The organism is Candidatus Allofournierella merdavium (assembly GCF_944382735.1).
In the GTDB taxonomy this organism is placed as follows: Bacteria; Bacillota; Clostridia; order Oscillospirales; family Ruminococcaceae; genus Allofournierella_A; species Allofournierella_A merdavium.
In genome coordinates, this window is record NZ_CALWND010000013.1 from 36,905 (window position 1) to 58,045 (window position 21,141).

Annotated in this window: 18 protein-coding genes; 8 read left to right on the forward strand and 10 right to left on the reverse strand. The window is 62.9% G+C overall.

Going from position 1 to position 21,141, the window contains the following annotated elements; translation table 11 throughout:
* Positions 1-21 precede the first annotated feature (21 nt).
* Complete coding sequence (locus tag ACH2A7_RS11040) at positions 22-912, reverse strand: carbohydrate ABC transporter permease (protein ID WP_394961986.1); 891 nt, start codon at positions 910-912, stop codon at positions 22-24.
* Positions 913-1,064: 152 nt separating this feature from the next.
* Entirely contained in the window at positions 1,065-2,438 is a 1,374-nt protein-coding gene (locus ACH2A7_RS11045) for a carbohydrate ABC transporter substrate-binding protein (protein WP_394961987.1), read from the reverse strand.
* A gap of 546 nt (positions 2,439-2,984) precedes the next feature.
* Here ACH2A7_RS11045 and ACH2A7_RS11050 point away from each other — a divergent pair.
* On the forward strand, positions 2,985-3,854 hold the full coding sequence (locus ACH2A7_RS11050) for an AraC family transcriptional regulator (protein WP_394961988.1): 870 nt from the start codon (positions 2,985-2,987) through the stop codon (positions 3,852-3,854).
* A gap of 119 nt (positions 3,855-3,973) precedes the next feature.
* On the opposite strand, the gene ACH2A7_RS11055 is transcribed toward ACH2A7_RS11050, so the two are convergent.
* The 4 genes from ACH2A7_RS11055 to rplM all read right to left on the reverse strand — a co-directional run bounded on the left by ACH2A7_RS11055 (position 3,974) and on the right by rplM (position 7,151).
* Positions 3,974-4,159: a hypothetical protein gene (locus ACH2A7_RS11055; protein ID WP_394961989.1), complete on the reverse strand. Its 186-nt coding sequence runs from the start codon at positions 4,157-4,159 to the stop codon at positions 3,974-3,976.
* Between the two features lie 15 nt (positions 4,160-4,174).
* Positions 4,175-5,485, reverse strand: coding sequence for a diguanylate cyclase domain-containing protein (locus ACH2A7_RS11060; RefSeq protein WP_394961990.1), 1,311 nt, complete (start codon positions 5,483-5,485; stop codon positions 4,175-4,177).
* Between the two features lie 822 nt (positions 5,486-6,307).
* Positions 6,308-6,706: a 30S ribosomal protein S9 gene (rpsI, locus tag ACH2A7_RS11065; RefSeq protein ID WP_177521982.1), complete on the reverse strand. Its 399-nt coding sequence runs from the start codon at positions 6,704-6,706 to the stop codon at positions 6,308-6,310.
* Positions 6,707-6,722: 16 nt separating this feature from the next.
* A complete protein-coding gene (rplM, locus tag ACH2A7_RS11070) occupies positions 6,723-7,151 on the reverse strand; it encodes a 50S ribosomal protein L13 (protein ID WP_394961991.1) in 429 nt (142 codons plus the stop codon).
* Between the two features lie 339 nt (positions 7,152-7,490).
* Between rplM and ACH2A7_RS11075 the strand changes: the two genes are divergently transcribed.
* The 4 genes from ACH2A7_RS11075 to lepA are packed head-to-tail and all read left to right on the forward strand — an operon-like array spanning position 7,491 to position 11,839.
* A complete protein-coding gene (locus ACH2A7_RS11075) occupies positions 7,491-8,219 on the forward strand; it encodes a tRNA 2-thiocytidine biosynthesis TtcA family protein (protein WP_394962010.1) in 729 nt (242 codons plus the stop codon).
* 45 nt (positions 8,220-8,264) lie between these two features.
* Positions 8,265-9,449, forward strand: a complete 1,185-nt coding sequence (alr, locus tag ACH2A7_RS11080; protein WP_394961992.1) for an alanine racemase — start codon at positions 8,265-8,267, stop codon at positions 9,447-9,449.
* Between the two features lie 19 nt (positions 9,450-9,468).
* The gene (locus ACH2A7_RS11085) at positions 9,469-10,008 is read left to right on the forward strand and encodes a cysteine hydrolase family protein (RefSeq protein ID WP_394961993.1); all 540 of its coding nucleotides are present in this window, start codon (positions 9,469-9,471) and stop codon (positions 10,006-10,008) included.
* A gap of 25 nt (positions 10,009-10,033) precedes the next feature.
* Positions 10,034-11,839, forward strand: coding sequence for a translation elongation factor 4 (lepA, locus tag ACH2A7_RS11090; protein WP_394961994.1), 1,806 nt, complete (start codon positions 10,034-10,036; stop codon positions 11,837-11,839).
* Between the two features lie 109 nt (positions 11,840-11,948).
* Here lepA and ACH2A7_RS11095 read toward each other — a convergent pair whose 3' ends face one another.
* Positions 11,949-12,698, reverse strand: a complete 750-nt coding sequence (locus tag ACH2A7_RS11095) for a Bax inhibitor-1/YccA family protein (protein WP_394961995.1) — start codon at positions 12,696-12,698, stop codon at positions 11,949-11,951.
* Positions 12,699-12,809: 111 nt separating this feature from the next.
* On the opposite strand from ACH2A7_RS11095, the gene hemW reads away from it, so the two are divergent.
* Entirely contained in the window at positions 12,810-13,883 is a 1,074-nt protein-coding gene (gene hemW, locus ACH2A7_RS11100; protein ID WP_394961996.1) for a radical SAM family heme chaperone HemW, read from the forward strand.
* Positions 13,884-13,963: 80 nt separating this feature from the next.
* Here the strand turns inward: hemW and ACH2A7_RS11105 are convergent, their stop codons facing one another.
* Together ACH2A7_RS11105 and thrS are read right to left on the reverse strand one after the other, a co-directional pair.
* The gene (locus ACH2A7_RS11105) at positions 13,964-15,568 is read right to left on the reverse strand and encodes an MBL fold metallo-hydrolase RNA specificity domain-containing protein (protein WP_394961997.1); all 1,605 of its coding nucleotides are present in this window, start codon (positions 15,566-15,568) and stop codon (positions 13,964-13,966) included.
* A 256-nt stretch (positions 15,569-15,824) separates the two neighbouring features.
* Positions 15,825-17,726 (reverse strand): threonine--tRNA ligase, encoded by a 1,902-nt coding sequence (gene thrS, locus ACH2A7_RS11110; protein ID WP_394961998.1) that lies wholly within the window; start codon positions 17,724-17,726, stop codon positions 15,825-15,827.
* A 563-nt stretch (positions 17,727-18,289) separates the two neighbouring features.
* Here thrS and rny point away from each other — a divergent pair.
* Both rny and ACH2A7_RS11120 read left to right on the forward strand, forming a co-directional pair.
* Complete coding sequence (gene rny, locus ACH2A7_RS11115; protein ID WP_394961999.1) at positions 18,290-19,843, forward strand: ribonuclease Y; 1,554 nt, start codon at positions 18,290-18,292, stop codon at positions 19,841-19,843.
* 173 nt (positions 19,844-20,016) lie between these two features.
* Positions 20,017-20,655, forward strand: a complete 639-nt coding sequence (locus ACH2A7_RS11120) for an orotate phosphoribosyltransferase (RefSeq protein ID WP_394962000.1) — start codon at positions 20,017-20,019, stop codon at positions 20,653-20,655.
* Between the two features lie 60 nt (positions 20,656-20,715).
* Here the strand turns inward: ACH2A7_RS11120 and ACH2A7_RS11125 are convergent, their stop codons facing one another.
* Positions 20,716-21,042, reverse strand: coding sequence for a hypothetical protein (locus ACH2A7_RS11125; RefSeq protein ID WP_394962001.1), 327 nt, complete (start codon positions 21,040-21,042; stop codon positions 20,716-20,718).
* Positions 21,043-21,141 lie beyond the last annotated feature (99 nt).

A 21,141-nucleotide genomic window follows, 5' to 3' on the forward strand; every position in this document is an offset into this window, starting at 1 on the left:
GCCCACACGCTTCCTTTCTGATCAGAACTCCAGAGGCTCACGTTCCGTCACCTTGTTCACGATGGCAGCCAGCGCGAAGGAGAAGGTGAACACCACAACGCCGATGGCCATGCCGTAGCCATAGGTGGAGTTGGTATAAGCCTGCTTGTACATATAGCTCAGGAAGACCTCGGTGGCGCCGTCCGGGCCGCCGTTGGTCATGGCCTTCACGAACAGGAAACTCATGTTGATGTTCGAGATGATGAAGAAGGTCAGGGTGGTGCGGATGTTGGTCCAGATCAGGGGCAGGGTGATGCTGAAGAACTGTTTGATCCGGGAGGCGCCCTCCAGGTTCGCGCTCTCGTACAGGCTTTCGGAGATGGAGGACATACTGGCCATATACATGACCATGTAGTAGCCGATGGCCTGCCACACCATCGCGATGGCCAGGCTGTAGATCACGATCTTTTGGTCGCCCATCCAGTAGATCGGCTCCTTGTCGCCGCGGAAGATGCTCAGGATGCTATTCAGCAGGCCGTTGTTGGCATCGTAGATGGCGCTGAAGATGGCGCTGATGACGACCACCGACAGGATGTTGGGCACATAGAAGACGATGCGGAAGAAATTCTGCCCTTTGAGTTTTTCGCGGGTCAGGATCGCGGCGAACGTGAGCGCGAAGATGATGGTGACAGCAGTGACCAGCACGATCAGCAGGATGCTGTTGCGGCACGAGCGCAGAAAGTTTTCATCCTGGAACAGGGTGACGAAGTTGTCAAAGCCGACAAATTCCTGATTGGGGGAATAGCCGCCCCAGCGGAACAGCGACATACGAAACACATTGAATGTGGGGATCACCAGAAAAATGAATGCCAATATTGTGGCCGGCGCCACGCAGGCCACGATAAACCAGCTGCGTGCTTTGTTCTTTTGCATTGTGCCTTCTCCTTTCACCCAAAAGGCGGTGAACAAAAGGGTTCATCCTTCTGTTCACCGCCCGGTTTACCAGAGTACCTACGCGGTAAACACCTTATCGGTGTTTGCCATATTATGAATCAGCTTTTCCGTGTTGTTCGCACAGACAGCGATCACTCCATGGCGGCCGCCATGGTCTTGCAGGCATCCTGCATATCGGCCTGCCACTGGTCAACGGTCTTGGTGCCGTTCACAACACTGTCCATGGTGAAGCAGAAGATCTGTTTGAAGTTCATGCCTTCAACAGGCTTGGTGGTCGCGAAGGTGCCGATGGCAGCCTTGGCGCCGTTGTCGTACACGCTGTAGTAGACCTTGTTGTCGTCGCTCAGCTTGTCGGTCATGCCAACGATGGGCTGCACCGCGCCGGCCTCGGCGAAGATGGCAGCGGCCTCATCGCTGTACAGGTAGCTGATGAACACCTTGGCCAGGTCCTGATTCTGAGAACCGGCGGGCACCCAGCACTGCTCGAAGAAGGTGTAGCTGTAACGGTCGCCGCCCTGCTCCATGGCGGGCAGAGCCATGAAGCCCCACTCGAAGCCGTCAGCGCGGGGAGCATCGGCCATCTCGCCGATCACCCAGTTGCCGTTGGGCATGAACAGCGCCTTGTTGTCCAGCACCAGCTGCTGGTTCTTGAGGAAGTTGTCGGCGTTGCCGTTGGAGGGAGTGGACTTCTCGGTGTTGGCGGCCAGTTTGCCCAGCACGTCATACATCTGGCCGATCTCTTCGCTGGCCCAGGTGGCCTCGTCATAGCGCAGAGCGCTGTTGAAGAACTCCTGGCCGCCCACCTCGGGGATCATGGCGTAGATGAAGGCGTCCAGATAGCCGGCGGTGGGGTAAGTAAACAGGGGGATGTCGGTCTGGTCAGCCAGAGCGAAGAACTCGTCCCAGGTGGTCGGCAGGGTCAGGGTGCCGCCGCCCTCGGTGAAGTTCGCCTTGTTGTAGAACAGGCCGCAGGGGCTGTAGAACATGGGCATCATGTAGACCTTGTCGTCGTTGTAGGGGTTGGTGGTCAGGTTGCCGGTGAAGCCGGGGATGATCTTCTCGCCCACGGTGACTTCCTCGCCCAGCACCTGCATATTCAGAACGTCGGTCAGGTCGGCCAGGGCGTTCTCCTTCAGCATGGTCTCGGGCAGGGCCTTCTCACGGCCGGTGGCCAGATGGATCACGTCGTAGAAGTTGCCGGCCTTCATCTGGGGGTCGATCACGTCCTCCAGGTTCTTGTCGGTGGTCAGCTCCACGGTGGCGCCGGTCTTCGCCTCGAACGCGTCCGCGACCTTCTGCCACATCTCAGAACCGTAGGCGGTTTCGATGGCGGCGACCTTCAGGGTCTGCCCGGCGTAATCGCCCTGGGCCCCCTCGGACGCGGCGGACGCCGCGCCGCTGGTGGAAGCCGGGGTGGAAGCCGGGGTGGAAGTGGTGCCGCCGCAAGCGGTGAGCAGGGACGCAGCCATCGCGACCGCCAGCAGCATACTGAGTGCCTTTTTCATAATGTACCTCCTGTTTTGTGAATCCATAACGCGGGGATGAAGCCCCGGGCGCCGAAGCGCCCGCCGTTCTCGTTCCCCCCGCGTCTCCTTGATTTCAGTATACGATTTCCCATCGATATTGCAAGTCTTTTCTTGCTCTAACTTTTATAGAACTTGCCTTTCTGTTCAAAGTACCCATTAAATTTGCATTTTAAACAAGATTTTTGTATCGAACATCCACAAAGAACTTTGTTATCATTCCGTAACCTTTTCCGTTCGGGGAAGACGCTCTTTTCTGTTTCACTATCTTGTTCTTATCAATGGTTCGGATATATACTATTTTGCGGTCCGCGCGTTTTTCTGCCCGCTGTTTCCTTTTTTGCGCGGCTACCGATTTACATTTTTTCCAAAAAGTTTTATAATGAGATCAAAGTTTCGATTGTATTTTGCTTTTTGCTTTATGTATTTTGACAGCCCTGCGCCCTTTCCAGTCCCTTTGGCCGCCCGTCTTTCCAAAGGCAGCGTCCCGCGTCTGCCCTGCCGCACATTTCTTTCGGAGGTCGCATCATGAGTTCCAATCGCTACGACGTCACCACAGGTTCATCCGGCCATCTCTCCGCCCTGCTCGAAAACGCAAAGCTGCTGTACGTGACGGACGCCCAGTTCAGCGAGGACTGGCACAGCGTGATGCACAGCCACCCCAATCTGGAACTGTTTTACTGTGTGCGGGGCATCGGCGAGCTGCGCATGAAGGATCGGGTGCTGCCGGTGGGCAGCGACGATATGATCATCGTAAACCCGAATGTGGAGCACACCGAGTCCAGCATCCCCAGCAACCCCCTGGAATACATCGCGCTGGGCATCAGCGGGGTGGACCTGATCTTCGACCCCCAGGGCCAGCACTGCTCGGTGCTGAACTACCGGGAATCCCGTTCGGAGATCGTGGCGCTGCTGCGGATGCTGATCTCGGAGGCCTCCAGGCAGCCAAACGGGTGGGACAACGTCTGCCAGCACCTTCTGGTGGTGCTGCTGTCCCTCCTGCTGCGCCACACCCACTTCACGCTGAACATCGAGCAGGGGCTGCACACCAACAAGGAATGCGCCGCCGCGCGCCGCTACATCGACGAGCACTTTGCCGAGCCCATCGACCTGGACATACTGGCCAACATCACCCATGTGAACAAATACTATCTGGCCCATGCCTTCAAGCGGGAGTACGGCATCTCCCCCATCAACTATCTGATCGAGCGGCGGATCCGGGAGAGCAAATACCTGCTGGAGCACACCGATTACGCGCTTTCGCAGATCGCGCATTTTCTGGGCATCTCCTCCTCCAGCTATTTCTCCCAGAGCTTCCGGCGCTCCACCGGGCAAAGCCCCACCGAGTACCGCAAGCAGGTCCGCGAGGCCGCTTCCCAAGGGTCCGCCCGCGCGTGAGCGGGCGGCAGGCCACCCTGCCCGGAAACGGGCAGGGCGCTCCCCGCGGCAAACAGGCAGGAGCCGCCTCCCATCGGGAGGCGGCTCCTGCCTGTTTGCTCTCTTCTCTGCGTCGGCGCTCATCGCGCGTCCCGCCGGTCAGACGCCCGGTAGAAGGCCCGTTTCTCGTCGTACATGGCCCCTTCCGCCCGCGCGATCAGTTCGTCCATATCCTGCTCGCAGTCCTGCCAGCAGGCGCTGCCGATCGAAATGTGGTAGCCCTCCGTCTCCACCAGTTCGCGGAGATTGTCCAGCTTTTCCGCCACGATGTCGGAGCCGTCCTACAGGGAAAAGGCCACGAACTCGTCCCCGCCGATCCGGTAGGTGTGCTCCGTGCCGAAAACGTAACAGATGCTGTTTGCCACAAAGCGCAGCATGGTGTCCCCCGCTTTATGGCCGCGCTGGTTGTTCAGCTCATGCAGCCCGTTCACGTCGATGTAGATGCAGTGGAAGGCGTCGCCGGCCACGCTTTTGTATTCAGGCAGGGCAGCCTCGTAGCTGTTGCGGTTTTTCAAGCCGGTCAGCGCGTCCATGGTCCCCATGTCATGAATCAGCCGGTAGGATTCCATGTTGCACATCGCCATTATAAAGCTGTTGGCCACGCACTCCACGTTCCGGTATACAGCGTCCCGGTCTCCTTGAAAACTCACCGCGCACAGGACGCCGTACAGCGTGCCCTGCGTATCCAGGGCCGGCGTGATCATCACGCTGCGCACCCGCCGGGAGCGCAGCTGTTCCAGTTCCCGAGGAGAAAGGCGGACGTCGCTTTTCCCGTCGCAGAGCATGACGCTGCGGTTTTGGAGCAGGCACTGATACACCTGAGGGAAATCCTGCTTGATGTTGCTTCCCGCGTCGACGGGCACAAAGGCGGCGTCCTCCCGCCGCCACAGGGAGGTCCGGTATATCTGGCCGCTGTGCAGCGCCAGCAGGAATGCGCCCTCCGCCCTGACCCCCTCGGCCACCTTTTTCAGCGCCTCGACCATCAGGTCCGGATCCTGGTGGGCGCCGAAAAGGGTCTGCTGCACCTGGAACATAAAGGTGGTCTGCCGGATCTGGGCCTGCTTGAGCAGCAGGCGGCGCCGGTGCTGCCGGAGCGTGATGAACAGGCAGAAGGCGGTGATGACCGTCACGGCCACCCCCAGGAAGAGGATGATCTGGCTGATCCCGCTGGCCTCGGCAAAGGCCACGCTTTCCGGCACGATCAGCGCGATGGACCAGTGGTTGATCCCGGTCGGCTGGTATCGGATATAGAACGATTCGCCCGTGGCGCCGGAGGTGAAGACGATGTAGCCGGGCCGGCCGTTCCGCAGATCCTGCCGCATGGTTTCCACGGAGTAGCCCGGCCGCGTCTCGCCGAACTCCATGCCGTCGTCATACAGGTTGCCCGGCGTTTCGTGCCACACGTCCATCAGAAGGTCGCCGGTGTCGCCGTCCACCAGGCAGTTCTGCCCCCGTCCGTTGAAGGGCATATCCGCCTCAAAAAAAGACGGCAGCCGCTCCAGGTCCATCAGGCCGTAAAGGATGGCCTCCACCTGCCCGTCGCTCTGAATGGGCACCGCCTGGCAGAGGAACCGCGCCCCGCTCCCCTCCACCCCCGGAAAACGGCCGGAGATCCAGGGCGCGCTGCGGGCAGTCTGCTCAAACGAGGGCAGGGCGGTGCGGTCCGGGAGCGCGCTTCCCCCGCAGACCAGACGCCCGTCCTGGAACTGGACGCAGAGCGCGTCGAACCGCTGGCTGCCGGAGATCGAATCCAGCTCGGCCCGGAGCGCCTCGGCGTCCTCGAGCCCCCCTGGGTCAGCAGGCTTGCCGCCAGCTCCAGATTGTACCGGAGGACCGCTGCGGCTTCGTCGGTGGCCTGCTCGATCTCATAATAGCACTCATCCATGGAGAACCGCCAGAGGATGCGGGCGGTGGACCAGAAACAGACGCCCAGGAGAAGGACCAGAAGGACAGGCCAGAGAATTTCCCGATAGGACTTTTTATCTTCCATACAACGCTTCCATTCAAACCCATCGATGGCGTGTAACGGCGGGGCTCTTTCACGACCCACAATTTCATTATAGCAACGAGGCGATGCAATTACAATCGCCCGCCGGCGGCGGGAAGGCCTCTGCCGCCCGCGGAAGGCGTTCGCGCCTTCTCGCGCCGCCCGCTTTCTCCGGGGCGCTGTGCACAGCGCTCCCCCGGCGCGGGACCGCCGCCGGGCCGGGAGCGCAAAGCGGCGGCCTGTCGTTCCGGGGCCGGCGTCCGAATGCCCTCTCCGGCCGCCATTTTTGACCCGTAAGCCCTCATTTCGGGGCGGCCGTTCGCCATCCTCTATGCCGAAAGGGCATTGGCCGAACCGCGCAGCGCCGCTCAGACGGAAAAACCCCGGAGACCGCACGGCCCCGGGGTTTTCACCGTTTTGAAAAGGTTTAGCGCTTGGAGAACTGAGGCGCACGACGGGCGGCCTTCAGGCCGTATTTCTTGCGCTCCTTCATACGAGGATCGCGGGTCAGGAACCCGGCCTTCTTCAGGGCGGGGCGCAGGTTCTCGTCGTACTGCAGCAGGGCGCGGGACAGGCCGTGACGGATGGCGCCGGCCTGGCCGGAAACGCCGCCGCCGTTCACGCGGACCACGATGTCGAACTTGCCTTCCACCTCGGCCACCGCCAGAGGCTGACGGACGATCAGCTTCAGGGTCTCCAGACCAAAGTAATCGTCGATGTCACGGTCGTTGATGGTGATCTTGCCGGTACCGGTGTAGACGCGAACGCGGGCAACGGAATTCTTACGACGACCGGTGCCGTAGAAATAAGGTTTCGTCTCGTACATATTCTATTGCCTCCTATTAAAACTCGTAGACTTCGGGCTTCTGGGCGGCGTTCTGGTGCTCAGCGCCCTTGTAGCAGCGCAGGCGGGTCATGGCCTTGGCGCCCAGGGTGTTGGCGGGGATCATGCCCTTCACCGCAACGTACATGGCCTTGTCGCTGTTCTCCGCCATCAGGGTCTTATACTGGGTCTCCTTCAGGCCGCCGATCCAGCCGGAATGGGTGCGGTAGTACTTCTTTTCCAGCTTCTTGCCGGTCAGCACCGCCTGGTCGCAGTTGATGATGATGACATGGTCGCCGCAATCCACATTGGGGGTGAAGGTGACCTTGTTCTTGCCGCGCAGCAGCACGGCGGCTTTGGCGGCAACGCGGCCGAGGGGCTTGCCCGCGGCGTCGATCACATACCACTTGCGCTCGGTCTGGGCGGGTTTGGCGAGAGTAGTGCTCATTTGCTGTTCCTCCTGATTTTCTTTTCGTGCCAAAAGGCGCGTGAATGCAGTTTGGCGCACATCGGCGCAAGGTTGATTATACCCGAAAGGCAAAGCCGCGTCAAGCACTTTTTTTGATTATTTTGATTTAATCCTGTCTCGCTCTTTTATTCTCTCTCATGCTCTTTCATTCTCTCGTTCTCTCACTTTCTGTTTTTTCAAAAAATTTTGCGATGTTTGTGCAGATTGCCCTGTGTGTGGTATAATGGCCGCAGAGTGCCTGCCCGCCGGTTATGGAAGGGCGCGCTTTATAATACTAATAAAAGAGGTGAGGGCTGGGTGCAGCGTCTGGAAGGGCTGATGCGCAAGGCCATTCAGGAATATGGCATGATCGCCCCCGGGGACCGGGTGTGCGTGGGGGTGTCCGGCGGAAAGGACAGCGTGGCCCTGACGGTGGGCCTGGCCCGCCTGCGGGAGTATCTGGGCATTCCCTTTGAGGTGGTGGCGGTGAGCCTGGACCCCCAGTTCGGCGGCACGAGTGCCGATTATGCCCCGCTGGAAAAGCTGTTCGCGGAATACAAGGTGGAATACCACATCCGCCGCAGCGAGATCGGCCATGTGGTGTTCGATCTGCGCAAAGAGAAAAACCCCTGCGCCCTCTGCGCCAAGATGCGCCGGGGCCTGTTGCACAACACCGCGAAGGAGCTGGGCTGCAGCCGGGTGGCGCTGGGGCACCATCTGGACGACGCGGTGGAGACCTTTTATATGAACCTGTGGGGCGAGGGGCGGCTGGGCTGCTTTTCGCCGGTGACCTGGCTGAGCCGCAAGGAGCTGTATCTCATCCGGCCCATGGTGCTGGCCACCGAGGCCGAGGTGCGCCGGGCGGTGAAGGAACTGGACCTGCCGGTGGTGAAGAGCGCCTGCCCGGCGGACGGCGCCACCCGCCGCCAGGAGATGAAGGAATATGTGGCCGGCATGGCCAAAAAGGACCCGGCTTTCCGCCAGAAGATGCTGGGGGCGCTGCAGCAGTCCGGCCTGGACGGCTGGGCCCCCCTGCCCGGCACCGAAGGGCGCAGCGCCCGGCGGTGAGCCGGCCCATTTCGCCGCCAGCGGGCGGCAAGCGAGGTGTTACCATTGGAGTTTGAAAAGCACTGCTGGGCCGAGGTGGACCTGGACGCCCTCACCCACAATTTTAAACTCATCGCGGCCCACGCCGCCCCCGCAAAGGTGTGCGCGGTGGTGAAGGCGGGGGCCTACGGCCACGCCGACGGCATGGTGTGTCAGGCGCTGCAGGCCGCCGGGGCCGCGTGGTTCGCGGTGAGCTGCCTGGCCGAAGCGCTGCACCTGCGCGCCGGCGGGGTGACGGGGCAGATCCTGATCCTGGGGCACACCGACCCCGCCTGGGCCGCCGATCTCATCGCCCACGACCTGACCCAGGCGGTGTTCAGCGGCGAGTACGCCCGCGCTTTGAGCGACAAGGCCCTGGCCGCCGGCGGCCGGGTGAAGGCCCACCTGAAGGTGGACACCGGCATGGGCCGGCTGGGCTTTGACGCCCGCAGCGAGGCGCACATTGACGCCTGCGTGGCCGCTTTGGCGGACTGCTGCGCCCTGCCGGGCCTCGATGTGACGGGGGCGTTCCAGCACTTCGCGGTGGCGGACAGCCACGCTGCCGAAGACATTGCCTACACCGCCGGCCAGCACCACCGCTTTGTGCGGGTGCTGGAGGGGCTGAAACGCCGGGGCGTTGCCATCGAAACCGCCCACTGCTGCAACTCGGCGGCCCTCACCGAACACCCCGAGTGGGGCATGGACCTGGTGCGGCCGGGCATCATCCTCTACGGCTGCGATGCCAGCGACGAGGTGCACTTCGAGGGCCTGCGCCCGGTGCTGCGCCTCAAGGCCCGGGTGAGCCAGGTGAAGGAGATCGAGGCGGGCCAGTCGCTGAGTTACGGCCTGCTCTACACCGCTCCCGGTCCCCGGCGGGTGGCCACCCTCTGCGTGGGCTACGCCGACGGCTACCCCCGCAGCCTGACCAACAAAGGCGTGTGCAGCATCCACGGCCAGAGCGCCCCGGTGATCGGCCGGGTGTGCATGGACCAGCTGATGGTGGACGTGACCGGGCTGGAGGGCGTGGACGCCGGCGACGAGGCCTGCGTCTTCGGCGGGCCGGGCTGCGACACCATCGAGGAGGTGGCCCGCAAGGCGGGCACCATCCCCTACGAGATCATGTGCGCGCTGGCGCTGCGGGTGCCCCGGGTGTATCTGCGGGGCGGCGAGGCCGTGGGCCTGGCGGACTATCTGAATCAGACGACCTTTTGACACATCGGGAGGAAAGAACATGAACAGGCTGCTTGTGGTAGTGGACTACCAGAAGGATTTTGTGGACGGCGCGCTGGGCTATGCCGGCGCGGAGCGGCTGGAACAGCCGCTGCTGGAGGCGGTGCAGCGGGCGCTGGCGGCGGGCTGGAAGGTGCTCTTCACCCGGGACACCCACGCCGACGATTATCTGAACACCCGGGAGGGCCGCTTTCTGCCGGTGCCCCATTGCATCGCGGGCAGCGAGGGCTGGCATCTCTACGGCTCCCTGGCGCAGTTTGAGACGATGGACAACGAGAACGTCGCCTTTGTGGACAAGCCCACCTTTAGCAGCATGGACCTGCCCGGGGCGGTGGAAGCGCTGTGCGGCGGCGAGCCGGAGGAGATCGCCCTGTGCGGGGTGGTCACCAACATCTGCGTGGTGAGCAACGCGGTGGTGCTGCACTCGGCCTTTCTGTCCAGCACCATCACCGTGCTGAAGGACCTGTGCGGCACCTCCGACGCCGCTCTGGGCCAAAAGACCTTTGACCTGCTGGCCGGCATGGGCTACAATGTGATCTGACACCTGATTTTTGGAGGGGACCTGATTGTCGAAGAAGAACATCCGCAATTTCTGCATCATCGCCCACATCGACCACGGCAAGAGCACCCTGGCCGACCGCATCCTGGAAAAGACCCATAGCGTGGATGAGCGCCAGATGGAGGACCAGCTGCTGGACAACATGGAACTGGAGCGGGAGCGGGGCATCACCATCAAGGCACGGGCGGTGACCCTGCACTACACCGCCCGGGACGGGCAGGACTACGAGTTCAACCTCATCGACACCCCGGGCCATGTGGACTTCGGCTACGAGGTGAGCCGGAGCCTTGCCGCCTGCGAGGGCGCGGTGCTGGTGGTGGACTCCACCCAGGGGGTAGAGGCTCAGACGCTGGCCAACACCTACCTGGCGCTGGAGCACGACCTGGAGCTGGTGCCCATCCTGAACAAGATCGACCTGCCCAGCGCCGAGCCCGACCGGGTGGCCAAAGAGGTGGAGGACGTGATCGGCCTGCCCTGCCTGGACGCGCCCCGGGTGAGCGCCAAGATGGGCATCGGCATCGAGGACGTGCTGGAAAGGGTCATCACCGATATCCCCGCCCCCAAGGGGGACGAGACGGCGCCGCTGAAAGCCCTGATCTTTGACAGCGTCTACGACAGCTACAAGGGGGTTATCGTCTACATCCGGGTGTTCGAGGGCACGGTGAAGCCCGGCGACACGGTGCGGATGATGGCCACCGGCGCGGAGTTCACCCTGGTGGAGGTGGGCCGGATGGGCGCCACCAGCCTGATGCCCTGCGACAAGCTGGAGGCGGGCGAGGTGGGCTATCTCACCGCCAGCATCAAGAACGTGCGGGAGACCCGGGTGGGCGACACCGTGACCCTGGCGGAAAACCCCACCCCCGAACCGCTGCCCGGCTACCGCAAGGTGACGCCGATGGTGTTCTGCGGCATCTACACGGTGGACGGCGCCAAGTACCCCGACCTCAAGGACGCGCTGGAAAAGCTGCAGCTGAACGACGCGGCTTTGAGTTTTGAGCCCGAGACCAGCGCGGCGCTGGGCTTTGGCTTCCGGTGCGGTTTTCTGGGCCTGTTGCACCTGGACATCATCACCCAGCGGCTGGAGCGGGAGTTCGACCTGGACCTGATCACCACCGCCCCCAGCGTGGAGTACCGCTTCACCCTCACCGACGGCACGGTGCTGACCATCGAGAACCCGTCGGACTACCCCGACCCCGCCCGCATCGCCAAGCAGGAGGAGCCCTTTGTGGACGCCCATCTCTACACTCCCTCGGAGTATGTGGGCAGCCTGATGGACCTGTGCCAGGACCGGCGGGGCACCCTGATCGACATGAAGTATCTGGACGCCGACCGGGTGGACCTGCACTACGAGCTGCCCCTGGGCGAGATCGTCTATGACTTCTTCGACGCCATCAAGAGCCGCAGCCGGGGCTACGCCAGCTACGACTACGAGATGAAGGGCTTTAAAGAGAGCAAGCTGGTGAAGCTGGACATGCTGCTCAACGGCGAGATGGTGGACGCGCTGAGCATGGTGGTGCACGCGGACAAGGCCTACGCCAAGGGCCGCCGGCTGGCCGAGCGGCTGAAGGAGAACATCCCCCGCCAGATGTTCGAGATCCCCATCCAGGCGGCCATCGGCGGCAAGGTCATCGCCCGGGAGACGGTGAAGGCCATGCGCAAGGACGTGCTGGCCAAGTGCTACGGCGGCGACATCACCCGCAAGAAAAAGCTGCTGGAAAAGCAGAAGGAAGGCAAAAAGAAGATGCGCCGCCTGGGCAGCGTGGAGCTGCCCAGCGAGGCCTTTACCGCCGTGCTCAAGCTGGACGAGAACTGAGCCCCCGGGCGATTTGCCCCGCGCGGCCATCCGTGCTTGCGCAGCAGCGCCCCGAAAATACACGCAAAAAGGGCCGCCCCGACGGGGCGGCCCTTTTCCGTTTGCAAAATCAGTTGCGGCTGCGGGAGAAGATGCGCAGGATGTAGAGGAACAGGTTGATGAAATCGAGATACAGTTCCAGCGCCGAGAACACCGAGGCCTTCTGCGCCAGCTCCGGGTTGCCGGCATAGGCGAAGTAGGCGGCCTTGATCTTCTGGGTGTCGTAGGCGGTGTAGCAGGCGAAGATGATGATGCCCACGCAGCACAGCAGGATGTTCACCCCGCCGATGAACACGCCGACGACGCTGACGATCAGCATGGCGATGAGGCCGAACATCAAGGGCTTGGCCCAGCCGGACAGGTCCTGCTTGGTGAGGTAGCCGTAGGCGGCCATGATGCCGAAGTAGAGGGCGGTGGCGCCGAAGGCCAGCACCAGGTCGAACATCTGGTAGAGGTAGAAATAGCAGCTGAACACCGCGCCGTTGAGCGCCGCGTAGAGGAAGAACATCCCCCGCGCCGTGCTCACGCCGATCTTGTGGATGCGGGCGCTCATGCCCACCACCACCGCGATCTCGGCGATGGCCAGGCCCAAAAAGAGGATGGGGCTGCGCAGCAGCAGGATGCCGATGCCGCTGGTGTAGCCCGCCAGCGCCACCAGGAAGGTGACCATCAGGCCGGCGAACATCCAGCCGAAGGTCTTGGCGGTGTACTCCGACAGGGTCTCGTAGCGGGCGTGGGTGTTGAACACGCCGTCCGGCCCCTGGGTCGCGTAAAATGTATTGTTTTCGGGCTCAAAGCCCGGTCCATAGGGTTCATTCATGGAATCATTCCTCCTTTTGCCCTATTATATCCTATAGTATAGCGTGATTTGTAAACAAAATCAAAATAATTTATAATAGCCTGTGAAACCTTTGTGTAAAGGAGGCGCGCCATGCGTTTCGGCCTCTATCTCCACATCCCCTACTGCCTGGCCAAGTGCCGCTACTGCGATTTCTACTCCGCCGGGGCCAGCCACGCGGTGCCCGACGAGTATGTGGACGCCCTCATCGCCCGGATGGCGGCGATGTGCCCCGGGCGGCCGGAAACGGTATACTTCGGCGGCGGCACTCCCAGCCTGCTCTCCCCCGCCCAGGCGGCCCGGCTGGTGAACGCCGCCGACCCCCTGCCCGGCGCGGAGATCACCCTAGAGGCGAACCCCGAGACGGTGGACGAGGCAAAACTGGCGGGCTTTCGCGCCGCCGGGGTGAACCGGCTGAGCCTGGGGGTGCAGACGGCCAGCGACGCGAGCCTTGCCCGGCTGGGCCGGCCCCACACCGCCGCCCAGAGCCGCGCGGCCCTGGCCGCGGCCCGGAAGGCCGGCTTTGAGAACATCACCGGCGACATCATGCTGGCCCTGCCCCAGTATACGCGGGAGGAGTTCGACCGCACCCTGGCCCTGCTGGCCGAGGGGGGCGCGGCGCACATCTCTGCCTACCTATTAAAAATCGAGCCAGGCACCGTCTTTGGCAAAAATCCCCCGCCGGGGCTGCCGGGCGAGGACGAGGCGGCGGATTTTTTTCTGTACGCGGTAGAGCGGCTGGCGAAGGCGGGCTACGCCCAGTATGAAATAAGCAACTTCGCCCGCCCCGGCTTTGAAGGCAAACACAACCTCATCTACTGGGACTGCCGGGATTACCTGGGCCTCGGCCCCGCCGCGGCCAGCTGCATGGAGGGCCGGCGCTTTTCCTTCGGGCGCAGCACCCGGGAGTTCCTGGCCGGGGCGGCCCCCGCGGAGGAGGGCGAATGCACCGGGGCGGACTACATCATGCTGCGGCTACGGCTGGCCGAGGGGCTGCGGCTCTCCCTTTTGAGAGAGCGATACGGGCTTGCCTTTGACGAAGGCCGCCTTGCTTTCATTCGCCGGTGCGTCGCGGCGGGCTACGCCCTCTTTGACGGCGACTGCCTGGCCCTGACCCCGAAGGGGATGCTGGTGCAGAACAGCATCCTCACCGAACTTCTGCCGTGAGGCGAAACTCGCATAAAGGAAAGGCCGTGGGGCACCCCCCACGGCCTTTTGTGTTTGGTGTTTCTCGGAAGGCGTCAGCCTCAGTCCTGCCACTTGTCGCAGAGGGCTTCCACCTGGCTGGCAAAGCGGGCCAGCTCCTTGTTGGCGTGGCCCTCTTTGGCCTTGATGATGTGCAGCAGGCGGTTGCCCGCGTCCAGCAGGCGGCGGAACACCGGGTTCTCCCGCTTTTTGCCGCCGGCCTCGGCCTTTTCGATGCGCCGGGTGTTGCCCACCGCAAGGCAGCTGCCGGTGACCAGGTCGTACTGGGCGCCGTTGTAGGGCGCCACGGCGGCAAGGCCCAGCTCCGAGCGCAGACGATTCGCGAAGATGTCGCACACCTCGTCCTCGCCGTGGGTGACGAACACCGTGCGGGGCTTGGGGTCGAAGTTCTTCACCCAGTTCAAAAGGCCCTCGTTGTCCGCGTGACCGGACACCCCCGCCAGCACCAGCACCTTGCAGCGCACCTCGATGGTCTCGCCGAAGAGTTTCACCTCTTTGGCCCCCTCCACCAGCGCCCGGCCCAGGGTGCCCGCCGACTGGTAGCCCACAAAGAGCACCGTGCTCTCCGGCCGCCAGAGGTTGTGCTTCAGGTGGTGGCGGATGCGCCCGGCCTCGCACATCCCGCTGGCCGAGAGGATGACCTTGGGCTCGGAGTCAAAGTTGATGGCTTTGGAGTCGTCGCTGCTCAAGGAAAGCTTGAGCCCCCGGAAGTTGATGGGGTTCACCCCCTGCATCACCAGGGTGCGGGCCTCCTCGTCGTAGCACTCGGCCCAGCTGGATTTGAACACCTGGGTGGCCTCCACGGCCATGGGGCTGTCCACATAAACGGTGAAGTTGTCGTGCCCCTTTACCAGGTTCTGTTCCTTGATCTGGCGCAGGAAATAGAGCATCTCCTGGGTGCGGCCCACCGCGAAGCTGGGGATGACCAGGTTGCCGCCCCGGTCGAAGGTGTCCTGCAGCACGGCGGCCAGTTCGGGCACATAGTCCGGCCGGGGGCCGTGGCTGCGGTCGCCGTAGGTGGATTCCATCACCACGAAGTCCGCCTCCTTGATGGGCTGGGGGTCCCGCAGGAGGGGCTGATGGGTGTTGCCGATGTCGCCGGAAAAGACGATCTTGCGGGTCTCGGTCCCTTCCGTGACCCACAGTTCGATGGAAGCCGAACCCAGAAGATGCCCCACGTCGGTGAAGCGGGCGCGGATGTTCGGCCCCACCTGCACCGTCTCACCGTAATCCACGCTGTGGAACAGGGCCAGGGCGGCCTCCGCGTCCTCCATGGTGTAGAGAGGCTGGTACTCCTCGGCCCCCGAGCGCTTGGCCTTGCGGTTGCGCCACTCGGCCTCGAACTCCTGGATGTGGGCGGAGTCCCGCAGCATGATGCCGCACAACTCGGTGGTGGCGCCGGTGGTGTACACCGGGCCCTTGTAGCCGTTCTTGACCATCAGGGGGATGCGCCCGGAGTGGTCGATGTGTGCGTGGGTGAGCAGCATGCAGTCCACCTGGCCGGGGGCCAGGGGCAGGGGCTGGTTCTCGTAGATGTCCCGGCCCTGTTCCATGCCGCAGTCCACCATCAGGTTGAAGCCGCCGGTCTGCAACAGATAACAGCTGCCGGTGACCTCGTGGGCGGCGCCCAAAAACGAAAGGTTCATAAAAGCGTTTCCCTCCTTTTTTCCGCGGGCGGTGGTATCTGCCTTTATTATACCCCGACCGCGACTTCGGGGCAAGGAAAAGCGGTGGGCAAAACGCCAGTGCGCGCAGGGCCCCAGGGGGAAACAGCGGTTCCGGCGCGTAAAAAACTGCCCGCCAGCGCGGCCTGTCAGCGCGGCCGGCGATGGGCCCGGCCCCCAGAGCAAAAAGCGCGCCGCTCCCCTTGCGGGGAACAGCGCGCTTTTGTCCTGAAATAAATTACCGCTCCTTGGAGTCGATCTCGGCGCGGATGGCGGCGATAAAGGCGTCCACATCCATGGTGCCGCCCTTCTCCTCCTTGCGGGCGCGCACGGCCACGGTGCCGTCCTCCATCTCCTTGTCGCCCACCACCAGCATGTAGGGGATCTTCTTCAGCTGGGCCTCGCGGATCTTGTAGCCCATCTTCTCGCTGCGCAGATCGCTCTCCACCCGGATGCCGGCGGCGTTCAGCTTCGCCTCCAGTTCCTTGGCGTAGGCGTGCTGGCGGTCGGTGATGGGGATGACCTCCACCTGCACCGGGGCCAGCCAGGTGGGGAAGGCGCCGGCGAAGTGCTCGATCAGGATGCCGATGAACCGCTCGATGCTGCCGAACACCACCCGGTGGATCATCACCGGGCGATGCTTGAGGCCGTCCTCGCCGGTGTACTCCAGTTCAAAGCGCTCGGGCAGCTGCATGTCCAGCTGGATGGTTCCGCACTGCCAGGTGCGGCCGATGGCGTCCACCAGATGAAAGTCCAGCTTGGGGCCGTAGAAGGCGCCGTCGCCCTCGTTCACCGTGTACTCCCGGCCCAGTTCCTCAATGGCGCTGCGCAGGCCGTCGGTGGCCCGGTCCCAGTCCTCCTGGCTGCCCATGTGGTCCTCCGGCATGGTGGACAGCTCGATGTGATACTCAAAGCCGAACAGGCTGTACACCTTGTCGATCAGCTGCACCACGCCCTTGATCTCGTCCTTGATCTGGTCGGGGGTCATGAAGATGTGGGCGTCGTCCTGGGTGAAGCAGCGCACCCGCATCAGGCCGTGCAGCGCGCCGGACAGCTCGTGCCGGTGCACAAGGCCCAGTTCGCCCATGCGCAGGGGCAGGTCGCGGTAGCTGCGGGGCTGGGTCTGGTACACCAGCATGCCGCCGGGGCAGTTCATCGGCTTGATGGCATAGTCGGTGTCGTCGATGACGGTGGTGTACATGTTGTTCTTGTAGTGGTCCCAGTGGCCGCTGCGCTCCCACAGGCTGCGGTTGAGGATCATGGGGGTGCTGATCTCCTGATAGCCCGCCTCCCGGTGGATCTGGCGCCAGAAGTCGATCAGGGTGTTCTTCAGGATCATGCCCTTGGGTAAAAAGAAGGGAAACCCGGGGCCCTCGTCCATCAAAGCGAACAGCTCCAGTTCCTTGCCCAGGCGGCGATGGTCGCGCTTGGCGGCCTCCTCCAGCATGTGCAGGTACTCCTCCAGGCCGCTGGCCTTGGGGAAGGCGATGCCGTAGAGGCGGTCCAGGCTGTCACGGCTCGCGTCCGCCCGCCAGTAGGCGGCGGCCACCTTGGTGAGCTTGATGGCCTTGATGGCGCCGGTGCTCATCAGGTGGGGGCCGGCGCACAGATCGGCGAAGTCGCCCTGCTGGTAGACGGTGAGCTCCCAGCCCTTTTCGGCGTACTCCTCCAGCAGCTCCAGCTTGTAGGTCTGGCCGGCGAAGAGCCGGCGGCCCTCCTCCACGGTGATGACCCGCTTTTCCAGCGGCAGGTCGGCCTTGACGATCTTCTTCATCTCCGCCTCGATGGCCTCGAAGTCGCCGGTGGTCAGGGGCCGATCCGCCTTGATGTCGTAGTACCAGCCGTTCTCCACCGCCGGGCCGATGCCGAAGTGGGCGCCGGGGAACAGGTGCTGCACCGCCTGGGCCATCACATGCGCGGCGGTGTGCCAGAAGGCGTGCTTGCCGCCCTCGTCCTCAAAGGTGAGGATCTCCAGGGTGCAGTCCTCGTTCAAAACGGTGCGCAGGTCGCACACCTCGCCGTTCACCTTCGCGGCGCAGGCGCTCTTGTAAAGGCCCATGCCGATGCTCTTGGCCACCTCGGCGGCGGAAACGCCCGCCTCGTACTGGCGCACGTCCCCTTTCAAATTTACGTTGATCATGTTCTCAAACCTCCTGTAAACGAAAAAAGCCCCACCCCGTTGCAAAACACACGGGATGAAGCATCACACTCCACGGTTCCACCCGAATTGCGCTGCAAAGCGCCCACTCGTTTTGGGCTGTAACGGGCCCGGCCCGGCGGGGGTTCGCCCCCGCGCTCGGCGGTGGTAGGCCTGGCAAGCCGCGCAAAGCCGCTTGCAGCACGCCCCGTGGAAGGAGCGGCGGCTCTCTCTGCTGCGCGCCTTTGCCCGCCCGTGTCCGCTTCGACACTTTGCGGGATAAGACTGTGCCCTTATCATATACTTCTTTCGGGCGGCTGTCAATATTTCTTGACAATTTGTAAACCGTTTATTAAAATAAAGTAGAAGTATATTTGATGATCTGCCGCTGGGCCCGCTGCGTTTCAGGGCCGGCGCTGTGCGATTTATATGACAGGGCCCGCAAGGGCCTCTTTGGTATGCTCATTGTCAATTATAAATAACGGCCTTGTTTTGCCCTTTTGCAACAGGCGAGCCCAGACCGGCGGTTATCTCAGATATCATTCTATCTTGAGGAGTTGAAACAATTGCCACCCATTTTGACCATCGTGGTGGCGGTCGTTGCAGCCGTCGTTTGCGGGGTCGTCTGTTTTTTTGCGGGGTCCGCTCATCGCCGCAAAACCGCAGAGGCCAAGCTTGGCAGCGCTGAAGAGGAAGCCAAGCGCATTGTGAACGACGCCATCAAGGCCGCCGAACAGAAACGCAAGGAGACCGTGATCGAGGCCAAGGACGAAGCCCTTCGCATGAAGACCGAGGCCGACAAGGAGATCAAGGAGCGCCGGGGCGAGCTCTCCCGGCAGGAGCGCCGCCTGGACCAGAAGGAGGAGGCGCTGGACAAGCGCGTGGCCGCCTTCGAGCAGAAGGAGGAGGAGCAGCGCCAGCGCTCGGAACTGGTGGAGGCCAAGCTGGACGAACTGGAGCAGCTGAAACTCCGCCAGCTGGAAAAGCTGGAGACCATCGCCGGCCTGACCCAGGAGGATGCCAAGCAGCTGCTGCTCAACCGCCTGGACCAGGACCTGACCCACGAAAAAGCCATGCGGGTGGCCGCCTACGAGTCCAATCTGAAGGACGAGTGCGATTCCATCGCCAAGGAGCTGATCGGCCAGGCCATCGCCCGCTGCGCGGCCGACCATTCCAGCGAGGCCACCGTGAGCGTGGTGCCGCTGCCCAACGACGACATGAAGGGCCGCATCATCGGCCGCGAGGGCCGCAACATCCGCGCGTTGGAGACCGCCACCGGTGTGGACCTGATCATTGACGACACCCCCGAGGCCATCACCCTTTCCAGCTTTGACCAGGCCCGCCGCGAGGTGGCCCGCATGACGCTGGAGCGCCTGATCGCCGACGGGCGCATCCACCCCGCCCGCATCGAGGAGACGGTGGAAAAATGCCGCCGCGAGCTGGAAGTGAGCATGAAGCGGGAGGGCGAGCGCGCGGTGATGGAGGTGGGCCTGCACGGCATCCACCCGGACATCGTCAAGCTGCTGGGCCGGCTGAAATTCCGCACCAGCTTTGGGCAGAACGTGCTGAATCACTCGCTGGAGGTGGCCTATCTCTCCGGCCTGCTGGCCGCCGAGATGGGCGTGAACGTGACCCAGGCCAAGCGCGCGGGTCTTTTGCACGACATCGGCAAGGCGCTGGACCACGAGATCGAGGGCAGCCACATCCAGATCGGTGTGGAGATCGCCCGCAAGTACAAGGAGAACCCGGCCATCATCCATGCCATTGAGGCCCACCACGGCGACGTGGAGCCCAAGACCCCGCTGGCTTTCATCGTGATGGCCGCCGACGCCATCAGCGCCGCCCGCCCGGGCGCCCGCCGCGAGAACCTGGAAAGCTACATCAAGCGGCTGGAGAACCTGGAGGAGCTGAGCTGCAGCTTCGAGGGCGTGGAGACCGCCTTCGCCGTGCAGGCGGGCCGCGAGGTGCGCATCATGGTGAGGCCCGACGCGGTGGACGACGACCATCTGGTGCTGCTGGCCCGGGCCATCACCAAGAAGATCGAGGAAGAACTGGATTACCCCGGTCAGATCAAGGTGAACGTGATCCGGGAGAGCCGCGCGGTGGAATACGCGAAATGACCTGCAAACAGGGCCCCTTGCACAGGGGCCCTGTTTTTTTGTTCGCGAACGGAAATTTTGTACAATATATTTTTAACAATTCGTCTTGTTTTTCAGTCAAAAATATTGTATTCTAAAAAAAAGGCGTTTTGCCCGGGGTGCGGGCAAAGCGCCTTTGAACATGGAGGCAGCCTATGGAACAGCGTATGCAGAAAGTGTATTCCCGCAGCGGCGCGGTGGCGCTGAAGGTGGCCCAGGGCCACTTTGCCACCAACCACAGCCACATCAACTACTACATCGACATCACCACCCTGAAGACCCGCCTGAGCGACGCCGAGGCGGTGGCGCGGGAACTGGCCCAGAAATACGTCACCAGCACGGTGATCGACACCATCGTCTGCCTGGACGGCACCCAGGTCATCGGCGCCTGCCTTGCCCGGGAACTGACCCGCAGCGGCCTGGCGTCCATCAACGCCCACCAGTCCATCTATGTGATCCGCCCGGAGTACAACTCCAACAGCCAGCTGCTCTTCCGGGACAACCTGCAGCCCATGCTGAAGGGCAAACATGTGCTGATCCTGATGGCCTCGGTGGCCACCGGCAAGACCATCAACAAGAGCGTGGAGTGCGTGCAGTACTACGGCGGCATCGTGCAGGGAGTGGCGGCGGTGTACAGCACCATGAAATCCATCGACGGGCTGGAGATCCAGTCCATCTTCTCCCCCGCCGACCTGCCGGGCTATGCCAGCTACGAGTTCAAGGACTGCCCCTACTGCAAAAACGGCATCAAGCTGGACGCACTGGTGAACAGCTTTGGCTATTCCAAGCTGTGACCCATTTTTTCTATAAAGCAAAGCCCCCGTGCGCGCACGGGGGCTTTTTCCTTCTGATGCTCAGCCGCGGCAGCCCAGATCGTCCCAGTCGCCGAAGTCCTCGGGGCTGGCGATGCGGGTGGCGTCCAGCTTGCCGTCTTCGGTGAAGGGCTTTTGGGCCGCGCCCAGATCCACCGGGTTGGGGTTGGGGCCGGCGTCCGGCGCGGCGGGGGCGCGGTGCGGCTGCTCTTCGGCGGCGGGCTGCGCCTCGTCGCCCTCGGTCAGCGGCACCTCCACATACTCGCCCTCGATGTGGCCGTCGTCGTTGTAGTCCCGCAGAAGCTTCACGGCAAGGGCTCCCGCGGCGAGCCCCAGACCGATGGATAAAAAGCGGCGAATCAATCCCATGTTCTCCTCCCTCTGCCGCCCTGCCGGTCTGCCCGCCGGGGCGGCGTCACAATGCGCTACGGTGTAAGTATACCACGCCGGGCCACGCCTTTCAACCGA